11 protein-coding genes are annotated in these 12,244 nt (G+C 65.9%); 10 read left to right on the forward strand and 1 reads right to left on the reverse strand.

The features are described from left to right. Window positions 1-42 precede the first annotated feature (42 nt). The 4 genes from Q7T26_04660 to serA all read left to right on the forward strand — a co-directional run bounded on the left by Q7T26_04660 (window position 43) and on the right by serA (window position 5,204). On the forward strand, window positions 43-987 hold the full coding sequence (locus Q7T26_04660) for a bifunctional riboflavin kinase/FAD synthetase (GenBank protein ID MDO8531449.1): 945 nt from the start codon (window positions 43-45) through the stop codon (window positions 985-987). Between the two features lie 141 nt (window positions 988-1,128). Beyond that, window positions 1,129-2,340 carry a tyrosine--tRNA ligase gene (gene tyrS, locus Q7T26_04665; GenBank protein ID MDO8531450.1) on the forward strand — a complete coding sequence of 404 codons (1,212 nt, stop codon included), beginning with the start codon at window positions 1,129-1,131 and terminating at the stop codon, window positions 2,338-2,340. Window positions 2,341-2,425: 85 nt separating this feature from the next. After that, window positions 2,426-3,538 (forward strand): alanine--glyoxylate aminotransferase family protein, encoded by a 1,113-nt coding sequence (locus Q7T26_04670; protein ID MDO8531451.1) that lies wholly within the window; start codon window positions 2,426-2,428, stop codon window positions 3,536-3,538. Window positions 3,539-3,614: 76 nt separating this feature from the next. Continuing rightward, window positions 3,615-5,204 (forward strand): phosphoglycerate dehydrogenase, encoded by a 1,590-nt coding sequence (serA, locus tag Q7T26_04675; protein MDO8531452.1) that lies wholly within the window; start codon window positions 3,615-3,617, stop codon window positions 5,202-5,204. Window positions 5,205-5,516: 312 nt separating this feature from the next. Here the strand turns inward: serA and Q7T26_04680 are convergent, their stop codons facing one another. Then, entirely contained in the window at window positions 5,517-6,890 is a 1,374-nt protein-coding gene (locus tag Q7T26_04680) for a DUF1015 domain-containing protein (protein ID MDO8531453.1), read from the reverse strand. A 144-nt stretch (window positions 6,891-7,034) separates the two neighbouring features. On the opposite strand from Q7T26_04680, the gene Q7T26_04685 reads away from it, so the two are divergent. The 6 genes from Q7T26_04685 (at window position 7,035) to Q7T26_04710 (ending at window position 12,183) form a co-directional block, all read left to right on the forward strand. Next, the gene (locus tag Q7T26_04685) at window positions 7,035-7,457 is read left to right on the forward strand and encodes a VOC family protein (protein ID MDO8531454.1); all 423 of its coding nucleotides are present in this window, start codon (window positions 7,035-7,037) and stop codon (window positions 7,455-7,457) included. Window positions 7,458-7,568: 111 nt separating this feature from the next. Then, window positions 7,569-8,015, forward strand: coding sequence for a hypothetical protein (locus Q7T26_04690; protein MDO8531455.1), 447 nt, complete (start codon window positions 7,569-7,571; stop codon window positions 8,013-8,015). A gap of 2 nt (window positions 8,016-8,017) precedes the next feature. Continuing rightward, window positions 8,018-8,659: a histidine phosphatase family protein gene (locus tag Q7T26_04695; GenBank protein MDO8531456.1), complete on the forward strand. Its 642-nt coding sequence runs from the start codon at window positions 8,018-8,020 to the stop codon at window positions 8,657-8,659. A 40-nt stretch (window positions 8,660-8,699) separates the two neighbouring features. Further along, the gene (locus Q7T26_04700; protein ID MDO8531457.1) at window positions 8,700-9,224 is read left to right on the forward strand and encodes a Crp/Fnr family transcriptional regulator; all 525 of its coding nucleotides are present in this window, start codon (window positions 8,700-8,702) and stop codon (window positions 9,222-9,224) included. A gap of 94 nt (window positions 9,225-9,318) precedes the next feature. Further along, a complete protein-coding gene (locus tag Q7T26_04705; protein MDO8531458.1) occupies window positions 9,319-10,554 on the forward strand; it encodes a CoA transferase in 1,236 nt (411 codons plus the stop codon). A gap of 294 nt (window positions 10,555-10,848) precedes the next feature. Further along, window positions 10,849-12,183, forward strand: a complete 1,335-nt coding sequence (locus Q7T26_04710; protein MDO8531459.1) for a CaiB/BaiF CoA-transferase family protein — start codon at window positions 10,849-10,851, stop codon at window positions 12,181-12,183. Window positions 12,184-12,244: the final 61 nt, after the last annotated feature.

Genomic DNA, 12,244 nt, shown 5'->3' on the forward strand with positions numbered 1-12,244 from the left:
ATACCTGTCTGTATGGCCTGTGTGGAGCAGAGGCAGCCTGTTGTGAGCAAATCCTTGGTCGAAGAGCTAGAGGCCATCGTGCCCCAGGGTGACACAATGGTCACCATCGGCGTTTTCGACGGCGTTCATCTGGGGCACCAGCGCCTCCTGCAGCGTCTCCTCCAGCGCGCCCGTGGGCGCGGGCTTCACTCCGCCGCGCTCTTCTTCGTGCAGCACCCGTCCACCGTCCTGTCGCCGGGCACGCGCATCCCGCTCATCACCCTGCCGGAGGAACGGGCGGCGCTTCTGCGCGGCTTGGGCGTCCAGTACGTGAAGGGCATCAGCTTCCACGCGGACGTGTCCCTGCTCACGGCCCGGCAGTTCGTCGAGCTGCTCCAGCAGCACCTGCGCATGCAGGGACTCATCGTGGGGCCGGACTTCGCGCTGGGTCACAAGCGCGAGGGGACTGTGGAGCGGCTGTCCGTCCTGGGGCGGGAGATGCAGTTCACGGTGGAGGTGGTGCCGCCGCTGACGCAAAGCTCCACGGTGGTGAGCAGCACCGCCATCCGGCAGGCCCTTGCCGCGGGGGACGTGCGCGGCGCGGCGCGCATGCTCGGCAGGCCGTTCAGGCTGACCGGCCCCGTCGTGAGGGGAGAGGGCCGCGGCAAGACGCTGGGCTACCCCACCGCCAACGTCGCGTTCGACACGGAGCGCGCGCTGCCCGCCGACGGCGTGTACGCTACGCGCGCCGTCATCGGAGACGGCGCGTATGACTCGGCGACGAACGTGGGGCTGCGGCCCACCTTCGCCGGGAAGCAGCGCACCGTAGAAGCCTACATCATGGACTTCAGCAGAGACATCTACGGCGAGACGGTGGGCCTGGACTTTGTGGACATGCTCCGTCCGGAGGAGCGCTTCTCTTCGGTGGAGGCGCTCAAAGAGCAGATAGCCCGTGACGTCCAGGACGCGCGGGCGCGGCTCAAGGCGCTGGCGGCGGAGAAGCGCTAGTACTCGGTTGCGAAAAGGCGCGGCATGAAAAGCCGCTCATGGTGAGCCTGTCGAACCATGAGCGGGCCTGGGGCGAACCTGGTGTACGCGAACTCACGCAACCGAGCACTGGCCAAGGGAAAGCAGAGGACACAGGGAACCATGGGCCTGGACGAAAAGACACTGGCGACAATTGTCCGGCGCGGCGTCGCCGAGATCATTCCGCAGGACGAGTTCGTCCGCGAGCTTCAGTCGGGGCGCAAGCTCCGGCTGAAGCAGGGGTTTGACCCCACGCGGCCGGACCTGCACCTGGGGCACGTGGTCGGGCTGCGCAAGCTGCGCCAGCTTCAGGCGCTGGGGCACCATGTTGTCGTCATCGTGGGCGACTGGACGGCCCAGATCGGCGACCCTTCGGGCCAGTCCGCCACGCGCCAGATGCTCTCCGCCGAGGATGTCCGGGCCAACGCCGAGACCTACATGCGCCAGTTCTTCAAGGTGGTTGACCGGCAGCTCACGCAGGTGGTCTGGCAGAGCGAGTGGTTCGGCAAGTTCTCCCTGACGGACGTCATCCGCTTGACGAGCAGGTTCACCGTCGCACAGATCCTGCAGCGGGACGACTTCGCCAAGCGCTTCAAGGAGAACAGACCCATCGCCGTGACCGAGATGCTGTACCCGCTGCTTCAGGCGTATGACTCCGTGATGGTCGAGGCGGACGTGGAGTTCGGCGGGACGGACCAGCGCTTCAACTGTCTGCTGGGCCGAGAGCTTCAGGGCATGATGGGCCAGAGGCCGCAGCAGGTATTCATGGTGCCTATCCTGCCCGGCACGGACGGCGTCCAGAAGATGAGCAAGAGCTTGGGCAACTACATCGCGCTGGAGGAGCCGCCGGAGGACATGTTCGGCAAGGTGATGTCGCTGCCGGACAGCCTCCTGGTTACGTATTTCGAGCTGCTGACGGACGTGCCGGACGACGAGCTGGTCCGCATCAAGACGGACGTGGAGGGCCAGCGGGTCAACCCCATGTCGCTCAAGAAGCGGCTAGGCTGGGAGATTGTCGCCCAGTTCCACTCCCGGGACGCCGCCGACAAGGCCCAGGCCCAATTCGAGCGCGTTTTCCAGAAGCGCGAGGCGCCGGAGGACGTGCCCACCTATCGCCTGCCCGCTCCTTCCGCGGAAGGACAGCTCCGGCTCAGCCGGGTGCTCGTGGACGCGGGGCTTGCGCCCAGCGCGAGCGAGGCGCGCCGGCTCATCGCGCAGGGCGCGGTGGACATAGACGGCGAGAAGCTGTCTGCGGACGGCCCCGCCGAGCGTTTGCGGCCCGGCGCGGTCATCCGGGTGGGGAAGCACAAGTTTGTCAAGGTTGTGGGACCATAGGTTGCGAGTGCGTTGGCTTTTGTGCTATAATTCACAAACGTAAGTGCAGAGGCGCCGTAACGCGGCAGCCTGCCAGGAGGGGATTGTGAACCTTCGCGTACCAGGGCCGACACCGTGCCCGCCGGAAATCCTTCGGGCCATGAGCCAGCAGATGATCAACCACAGGGGCCCGGAGTTCAAGGAGCTTATGACCCGCGCGGCAGCGGGCCTCAAGCAGGTCTTTCAGACCAAGAATGACGTCGTCATCCTGACTGCCTCTGGCACGGGCGGTATGGAAGCCGCCGTCGTTAATATGTTCTCGCCGGGAGACAAGGCGCTTGTCGTGTCCATCGGGTCCTTCGGCGACCGCTTCGCGCAGGTCGCTGAGAAGTACGGCGCGCAGGTCACGCGGCTGAACGTCACGTGGGGCAAGGCCGTTGACCCGCAGCAGATCCGCGAGGCCCTGGGGAAGGACGCGGGCATCAAGGCCGTCCTTGTCACCCACAACGAGACCTCCACCGGCGTCACCAACGACCTGAAGTCCATCAGCAAGGTCGTGAAAGACGAGTTCGACAAGCTGTTCATCGTGGACTCGGTGAGCGGCGTCAGCGCCATCCCGCTGCTCACCGACGAATGGAAGATTGACGTGGCAATCTCCGGCTCGCAGAAGGGCTGGATGGTGCCGCCGGGCTTTTCCTTCGTGAGCGTCAGCGAGCGGGGCTGGAAGGCCGCGGCGCAGGCCAAGATGCCGCGCTTCTACTTTGACCTATTGAAGCACAAGACATCGCTGGAGAAGGGCGAGACCCCGTGGACGCCGGCTGTGGCCGTCATGTTCGGCCTGGCGCCCGCCCTGGACATGATCCTAAAGGAGGGCCTGCCCAACGTCTTCGCGCGGCACGCCCGCATAGGCCAGAGGACGCGCGATGGCGTGAAGGCGCTCGGGCTGTCGCTTCTGGCGGATGAGCGCTACGCCTCCAACACGGTGACCGCGGTGAAGGTGCCGGAGGGCGTGGACGGCAAGAAGATCACCAAGGTGCTCCGCGAGGAAGAGAAAGTCGTGGTCGCGGGCGGGCAGGGCCAGTTGGACGGCAAGATCTTCCGCATCGGCCACATGGGCTATGTGACCGAGCAGGACATTGACGATGTGCTGCGGGCGGTGAAGGCCGTGCTTCCCCGGCTGGGCTTCAAGGGCGGCGTAGCCGCCGCTCCGCGCTCCTAAACTTTCCGTACTCGGTGCGCGTGGGCTTTCAGGCCCACGCGCTGTCATTTTCTCCGGGGAGGCGAAAGAGAAGCCTATGTGGAAAATCCTGGTTGCGGACCCCATCGCCAAAGAGGGCATCGATCTGCTGAAGCCCCACGCTCAGGTGGACGTGCGGCTCAAGTTGAAGCCCGAGGAACTGAAAGCCATCATGGGCGACTACGACGCCCTGCTGGTGCGTAGCGAGACGAAGGTCACCGCCGACATCATCGAGGCGGGCAAAAAGCTCCAGACCATCGGCCGGGCGGGCGTCGGCGTTGACAACATTGACCTGAACGCGGCCACAGCTCGCGGCATCGTCGTCGTCAACGCCCCCACATCCAACGTCATCGCCGTCGCCGAGCTGACGCTTGCCCTGATGCTTGCGCTGGCCCGGAACATTCCTTCAGCCAACGCATCGTTGAAGAAGGGCGAGTGGCGCCGCTCCGATTTCATGGGCAGCGACCTTCGCAACAAGGTCCTGGGCATTATCGGCCTGGGCAAGGTCGGGTCCGAGGTCACCCGGCGAGTCAAGAGCTTTGAGATGCGGGTCGTCGCCTATGACCCGTTCGTGCCCGCCGACTACGCCCGCAACCTGGGCGTGGACATGGTCTCGATGGAAGAGCTGCTCAAGCAGTCCGACTATATCACCGTGCACACGCCCATCACGGACACGACGAAGGGGCTGATCGGCGCGAAAGAGCTGGCCTTGGTGAAGTCAGGCGTCCGCATCATCAACACGGCCCGCGGCGGCATTGTGGACGAGGAGGCGCTGGCCAAGGCGGTCGAGGAGGGGCGCGTCGCCGGAGTGGCGCTGGACACGTTTACGGAGGAGCCGCCCAAGAAACCCATTCGGGTTATGGGCATGGACAAGGCCCTGGTCACGCCGCATCTGGGCGCGTCCACGGCGGAGGCGCAGACGGGCGTCGCCATCGAGGTCGCGGAGCAGGTGCTGGCGGTGCTGGAGGGCAGGCCGGCGCGCTACGCGGTCAACGCGCCCATCGTGGTGCCGGAGGCGCTGCGGGTGCTGGAGCCGTACGTGGACACCGCCACCGTGTTGGGCAACCTCGCGACGCAGCTTGCCGACGGCCAGTTGCAGAGCATCCTCATCCGCTACGACGGCGATATCGCCAGGTATGACACCACTATCCTGAAGGCGGCGGTCGTGCGCGGCCTGATGTCCTCCATCTCGGAGGAGCGGGTCAACGTGGTCAACGTGAACCTGGTCGCGGCGCGCCGGGGCCTGCGCATCACGGAGCAGAAGCAGGCCGAGGACTCGCACAACTACACCAACTTGCTGACCGTGGAGCTGACCACCAGCGCGGGCAAGACCATCCTGGCTGGCACGAGCATGCGCGACGAGACGCACATTGTGCGCATCAACGACTACTGGATGGACGTGGTGCCGACGACCCCGTACATGCTCATTACGGACCACCGCGACAGGCCGGGGCTGATCGGCATGGTGGGGACAATCACCGGTATGCATGACATCAACATCAGCTTCATGGAGGTGGGCCGCCGCGAGGTGCGCGGGCGCGCCATGATGGTGCTGGGCCTGGACGACCCCATGCCGGAGTCGGTGCTCAGGAAAATCACGGCCTTTCCGGACATGTTCAGCGTGAAGCTCGTCCACGTTCGGAAGTAGCGCCCACGTAATCGGAACCCACAGGCCCCTTCCAACGCGGAGGGGCCTGTCGCTTTAACGCGGGGGCGTTGACTTGTAAACCGTTCGTGATGAGCCGCCCTGGTTCGACAGGCTCACCATGTGGGGCGATACAATTTTGTCATTCTGAGCGAAGCGAAGAATCTAGGTCTGCTCAGACAAGCGTAAACCCTTCGCTCTGCTCAGGGTGACAAGAGAACATTCCGCTCACCCTGAGCTTGTCGAAGGGCGAGCGGAATGGGGAATCGGTTTACGGACTAGTGAACGGCTGTGTAATACGGCTTTCCCGCGACGCTACAGCGGCAGGACGCCGGTCAGCGGGTTGATGACCAGGCCGGTGGGCAGCTTGGGGTAGAAGTAGGTGGACTTGGGTGGCAGCCGCTCGCCCGCGTCGGCCACGGCCTTGAGCAGGGGCATGGGCACCGGGTCCAGAAGCACGGCAAGGCCAGCCTCTCCCTGCATCACGCGACGGATGGCCTCCGCGCCGTCCTTCAGATAGTCAATCTGCCCCCGCTTCTGGGCCTCCTCTTCGGGAATTCCCAGCACGGGGTCCATGATGCCGCCCTGAAACAGGCATGGCGCCAGGCTGCGCCAGGCGAGAGAGTGCCCGCCGGAGCGCAGCACCGGAGCGTCGTCCTTAACGGTCAGCGCCAGCACGCGGTCGCCGCCCATGGCGTACAGGCCGATGACCTGTCGGCCAACGCCCGTCAGGCCGGGAATGGCCCGCTCATTGCGCAGGGGCGCCACCGCCTCCTCGTACCGCTCGTACATGGCCTCCGGCGTGTCCTGGCCTATTTCGACCTCGCGCACGTCGAAGCTCTCGCGCGCCACCTGCGGCAGGCGCAGGAGGTCCCGCTGCTCCATGCCCATGAGGACGCGGTAGTACGGCAGGCCCAGCAGGCCGGGGTCGGTCATGCTGATGAGTCCCATGAAGACAAAGTTGTAGGCCGCGTCCGGCTCCGCCTTGTCCCCCTCGGCGGCGCGGCGCAGGTTTCGGTAGTAGAGCGCCGTCTCGTAGCGGTGGTGGCCGTCGGCGATGTACAGGGGCCTCTCCGCGAACGCCTTGTTCAGGTCTTTTGAAACGAAGCTGACGGGCAAGGCCCACATCCGGTGCAGGTCGCCCCCGGGATCGGTGAAGACGGCGTCCGGCCGGCGCGTCTCGACCCGGGTCAGGATGCCCTGGATGACGTTGTCAGCGTCCTGGTACATGGCCATGACGGGACTCACGTTGGCTTGCAGGGCCTGCATCAGCTTCAGCCGGTCCTGCTTCGGCCCCTCGTGGGTGCGCTCGTGGGGCCGGACGACGCCCTTGTCGAACTCCTCCAGGCGCACCGCGGCCATCAGCGCGCGGCGCATGCAGCGGCGTCCGCGATGGGTAAACTCATGGTGCGTCAGATAGAGGGCGGGCCGCCGCTCCTGACGGAGCACGCCCGCGGCGAGCCAGGTGTCCAGGCTCTCCCTGGCGCGGGTGTAGCGATTGTGCTCCGGCGCGTCGTCCTGCTTGTCCAGCCCGGACTCGATGCGGACGATGTTGTAGGGGCTGCGCTCGTGGAGGGCCTGCCGCTCCGCGGGGGAGATGATGTCGTAAGGGGGGCAAATGAGGTCGGAAAGGCTGCCTGCTTTCGGCGGGTCGTAGCGAATGCCGGGGAAGGGGCGGACGTCGGCCATGTGGTGTTTCTCTCTGCTAGAATGGACTGACGTTCAGTATAGCGAGAAGATTGGCCCGCGGTCAAAGGGCGCCGCCGTTCACCGGTGGGCTGGTTCGCGACCCGCGGGATGATTCAGGACGGCCTCGCAGCAGGAGCGCAAGAGATGGACCAGAGGCTGAGCATGGTAACACTGGGTGTGGCGGACGTGACCGCGAGCAGGCGGTTCTATGAACGCCTCGGCTGGAAGGCATCATCCGCGGGCGACGGAAAGGTTGCATTCTTCCAGGCGGGAGGCGTTGTCGTGGCAATCTGGGGACGGGCCGACCTTGCCAGAGACGCGTGTCTGGAGACCCAAGGGGGCGTCGGCGGCGTGGCGCTTGCCCACAACGTTTCTCGGAAACAGGACGTTGATACCGTTCTCGCGGAGGCGGAAAAGGCGGGTGCGCGAATCCTCAGACCGGCCAAGGACGCGTTTTGGGGCGGATACTCCGGTTACTTCGCCGACCCCGACGGCCATCCGTGGGAGGTAGCGTGGAACCCTGGATTCCCGCTGAGCAAAGACGGTAACATTATCCTGCCGACGTAAATCGGCGGGCCTGTGCCGCGACAATGAGTCCTGGCGCACTGCCAATCGTCTGTCTGCGCGAGAGCGGCCACGGGGACGCCCGCATCCCTCGCGTCGCATCGGAGGAGCAGCTTGAGGAACACGGGAAAGACATCCGGCGCTCTCAGGGCGTTGTACGTGCTTGTTCCGCTGGCCCTCGTTGCCTTCATGGGGTTCGTTTTCTACCAGCAGATGGCGCGCGCCCCGTCCCGCGAGATGATAGTCGGCAGCGGCAACAACGAGCTGCGCGTCCAGCTCTGGATGAGTCCAGACCCGCCCAAGACGGGAACTGTGCCCGTTGAGGCGCGCCTGGCCACGCTGGCGGGCACGCTGGTGCAGGTGGACAGGACGCTCATCTCCTACGGGCAGGATGGCAAGGAGGCGGCGGCCTCCGTGGAGGCGGAGCGCCAGCCGGACGGGGCCTACCGGGCGTCGGCCACGTTCACCGCCGTCGGCGACTGGTGGATTGAGGTGACGGTGCTATACGGGCCGCTGAAGATGGTCGCGCGGTTTCCCGTGTACGTGGCGCCTAATATCTAGCCATGCCTACCACCGTGTACTTTGTCCGGCACGGCGAAAGCGCCTGGAACGCCGAGGCGCGCTATCAGGGCCGACTTGATGCGCCCCTCTCGGAGCTGGGGCTGCGCCAGGCCGACCTGCTGGCCCGGCGCTTCGCCTCCGTCCGGCTGGACGCGGTCTACTCCGCGCCCCTTGAGCGCGCGCGGGTGACGGCGGAGCGCGTCGCGGCGACCCACGGCCTGCCCGTGACCGACGAGCCTCGCCTTACCGAGATAGACCACGGCGAGTGGAACGGCATGCCGCGCTCGGACGTGGAGAGCCGCTATCCGGAGATGGCGCGCCTCTGGCGGGAGTCGCCTGACAAGGTACGGATGCCGGGCGGCGAGTCCCTGGAGGACGTGCGGCGGCGGGCGACGGCGGCGCTGGACGCCATTGCGCTGGCCCACCCGAATCACGCCGTACTGGTGGTGTCCCATCACGCCGTGCTCAAGGTGGTGCTGGGGACGCTCCTGGGCATGGGACTGGACGGGTTCTGGGCGTTGGAGGCGGACCATGCGTCGGTTAACATCGCTGACCTGGGCGGGCCGTGGCCGCTGGTGACGCTCGTGAACGACACCTGCCACTTGGGGGACGCGCGCGCCGCGACGCCGGAAACCTCCGTATGAATTGACTCTTTACGATAATCGGTGTATAGTTGACTTTGACATGATGGATATCGAAAAGCGCGCTGCAGCTATTGCCCAAAGCGAGATGTTCCAGGGCGTCCCTGACACTCTGGTGCGCCGGCTTGCTGAGATAGCGGAGGTCCAAAAGATAGAAGCAGGCACCATCCTTGCAGAGCAGGGCAGTGCCTCCAACAAAATATGTCTTATTGTTGAAGGGAAGGTGGCTGTAAGCGCGGTCATCAACGGACTGGAGAGCGTAGTCAATATGCTGGACCACGGCTCCTGGTTCGGTATCTTCGCCCTCACCGACAAGCAGCACGCCGGCGGGCGCATGCGCGCTGCCTTCCCGTGCAGAGTGTTATGGCTGGACGCCGCCGAGGTGAAGCGCGCTCTGGAGCAGGACCCGCGTGTGGGGGTGATGGTGATGACCAGGGTTGCAACCGAAATCGGCGACCGCTACCGCGCCCTTATTCAATCCATTCAGCGCAACCTGCGCGAAGAGTGGAAGGGCTTAGAGGTGCAGCTCCTACAGCAGGAGGCCTTACAGAAGCAGGCCAAGCCCTAGACCGTACGGCCTCCCACCAGCCGCATCCTGATATCGTCTCCTGCCCCTCCTCTGCTATACTACGTAGCGCGATTCTCTCTCCACGGAGTGCGCCATGACCACTCTGCCGCTCGAAGGCTACCGCGTTATTGACTTCGGCACCGCCTGGGCCGGGCCGCAGGTGGCCCAGATCCTCTCCGACTTCGGCGCCGAGGTCATCAAGATCGAGTCCCGCGCGCGCATGGACGGCCTGCGCATGGGCCGTCCCATCGTCAGCGACAAGGTCGCCGCGGGTGACCAGGGACAGGAGCCGGAGCTGCAGCCTCTCTTCCACGCCCTCAACCGGGGCAAGCTCAGCGTCACGCTGGACTACAAGAACCCCAAAGGGCGCGAGCTTCTGCTGAAGCTGGCAGCTAGGAGCGACGTGGCGACGGAAAACTACAGCCCGGGCGTCCTGGACCGCGCGGGCCTGGGCTACGACGACCTGAAGAAGGTCAAGCGGGACATCGTCATGCTTTCGCTCTCCGCGGCGGGCGCCACCGGCCCGCTCAGCGACGTGGTCGCCTACGCGCCGACGATGATGGCGCTGGGCGGCATGATGGGCCTGACGGGCTACGAGAACGAGCGCGTGCTCATGCCGTGGAGCGGCTACGGCGACGCCAACGCCGCGCTGCACGGGGTCTTCGCCATCATGGCGGCGCTGCGCTACCGCAACCAGACAGGCAAGGGCCAGCACATTGACCTCTCCGAGGTGGACGCCTGCGCCAGCCTGCTGGCGTATCCCATCATGGACTACGTGATGAACGGGCGCGTCACCCAGCCCCAGGGCAACCGCAGCGTGCTCATGGCGCCGCACAACATCTACCGTTGCCTGGGCGACGACGCGTGGGTCGCCATCGCCGTCGCGACGGACGCGGAGTTCCGCAGCCTGTGCGGCGTGATGGGCAGGCCGGAACTGGCGAAGGACCCGCGCTTCGGCGACACGTACCTGCGCATAAAGAACCGCGCCATGTTGGACGACGCCGTGGCCGCGTGGACGAATGGGCGGGAGCCGCGCGACGCCGCGGACACCCTGCAGGCCGCGGGCGTGGCCGCCGAGCCGGTCATGAACATCCAGGACAACTACTTCGACCCGCACCTGCAGGAGCGGAAGTCGTTCGTGGAGATAGAGCACTCGGTCATCGGCGCCATCACGCTGCCCGCGGTGCCGTGGCGGCTCTCGGAGACGCCCGGCCGTATCCGGCGGCCCGCTCCCACGCTGGGCCAGCACAACGAGCACGTCTGCCGCGAAGTCCTGGGCCTGTCCGCCGACGAGTTCCAGGCGCTGGAGCGCGAAAAGGTGTTCGGCTAGCGTCCTGCTTAGGAAATACGTTCCCTATTCCATGTCATACCGGCGGAAGCCGGTATCCAGAGAAGCATCGGGGAACGCTGGATTCCGGCCCCGTATCGGGTACGGGGCAAGCTTTTCGCCGGAAAGGCGGTAAGAGCCTACCCAACAACCGTGCGTCCGAAGAGAGTGCAGAGAGGGCAACGCCCTTTCTGCTGTGGGTCTGGGGGTGACCCACGGGGTTGTTTCCCATCCCCCGGCTCCCTTGCCAAGGGAGCGGGGGACACAGGGGGTGAGGGTTGTTGGACAGGCTCTTATTTGGAGAATGGAAGCCGCTCTGGGAGCAAGCGCCAGACTGTCCGCGTTGACACCCGCCGCGCGCTTCGCTATGCTCCGGCGTGCCGAGACGTTACGCACGGAGGCGCGGCCATTCCGACGCGACGCACGCCCAGGGCAGGCGCCCTCCAGGGCACCCTCGTCCTGGACCTGACTTGGATTCTCTCCGGCCCCTTCTGCACCATGACCCTCGCGGACATGGGCGCTCGCGTCATCAAAGTGGAGCGCCCTGATGGCGGCGACATGGCGCGGGGCAACGGGCCGTTCATCCACGGCGAAAGCTCGTACTTTCTGAGTGTCAACCGGGGCAAGGAGAGCATCGCGCTCAACCTGGCGTCGCCGGAGGGGAAGGAGCTGTTCCTGCGCCTCGTGGACAGGGCCGACGTGGCGGTGGAGAACTTCGTGCCCGGGGCCATGCGCAGGCTGGGCCTGGACTATGCAGTCCTGCGCCGGCGCAATCCCCGCCTGGTCTATTGCGCCATCTCGGGCTTCGGCCAGACAGGGCCGTACGCTGAGCGCCCCGCCCTTGACGTCATCGTGCAGGGCATGGGTGGTATCATGAGCATCACGGGCGAAGGGCCGGGACGGCCGCCCGTGCGGCCCGGCGCGTCCATGGGCGACATCTCGGCGGGACTCTTCGCCGCCGTCGCCATCCTCGCGGCCCTGCGCGAGCGCGACCGCAGCGGACGGGGACAGATGCTCGATATCAGCATGCTGGACTGCCAGCTCGCCATCCAGGAGAACGCCTTCACGCGGTACTTCGCCACCGGCGAGGTCCCCCAGCCGCTGGGCACGCGTCATCCCATCTTCACGCCGTTCCAGGCGTTCCAGACACGCGACGGCTGGATTGTGGTGGCCGTGGTGGGCGGCGTCAACGACCAGTGGCCCCTCTTCTGCGCCGCCATTGACCACGTGGAGCTTATAGACGACCCGCGCTTCAAGGACGGCTATGCGCGCACGCTGAACTACGCGGCGCTGGAGCCCGCGCTGAACGAGGCCATGCGCCGACGCACCTCCGAGGAGTGGCTCGCGGAGTTTGCAAAGGCGGGCATCGCGTGCGGGCCGGTGAACACCATCGCGCAGGTTGCGCATGACCCGCAGGTGGCGGCGCGAGGTATGTTCGTTGACGTGCCGCTCAAGACGCGCAGCCGGCGCAAGGCGAAGGTGGTCAACTCGCCGATCAGGATGTCGCGGACACCGCCGCGCGTCGCGCGCGGGTGCCCGGCGCTCGGCGAGCACACGCAGGCGGTCCTGGGCGAGTTCCTGGGCCTGACGCCGGACGATGTAAATGCTCTGCACACAAGGGGCGTGGTGTAGCGATGAATGAGAAGGCAAGGGAGCCTTTTCAATCGTCAGAAGATTCGTCCTTCGACAAGCT

It is taken from the genome of Dehalococcoidia bacterium, from assembly GCA_030648205.1.
In the GTDB taxonomy this organism is placed as follows: Bacteria; Chloroflexota; Dehalococcoidia; order JAUSIH01; family JAUSIH01; genus JAUSIH01.

Bases quoted from the DNA above. Each gene is read 5' to 3' on its own strand.
- tyrS (MDO8531450.1), top strand. From the start codon at position 1,129: ATGGGCCTGGACGAAAAGACACTGGCGACAATTGTCCGGCGCGGCGTC.
- serA (MDO8531452.1), top strand. From the start codon at position 3,615: ATGTGGAAAATCCTGGTTGCGGACCCCATCGCCAAAGAGGGCATCGAT.
- Q7T26_04680 (MDO8531453.1), bottom strand. From the start codon at position 6,890: ATGGCCGACGTCCGCCCCTTCCCCGGCATTCGCTACGACCCGCCGAAA.
- Q7T26_04685 (MDO8531454.1), top strand. From the start codon at position 7,035: ATGGACCAGAGGCTGAGCATGGTAACACTGGGTGTGGCGGACGTGACC.
- Q7T26_04695 (MDO8531456.1), top strand. From the start codon at position 8,018: ATGCCTACCACCGTGTACTTTGTCCGGCACGGCGAAAGCGCCTGGAAC.
- Q7T26_04700 (MDO8531457.1), top strand. From the start codon at position 8,700: ATGATGGATATCGAAAAGCGCGCTGCAGCTATTGCCCAAAGCGAGATG.
- Q7T26_04705 (MDO8531458.1), top strand. From the start codon at position 9,319: ATGACCACTCTGCCGCTCGAAGGCTACCGCGTTATTGACTTCGGCACC.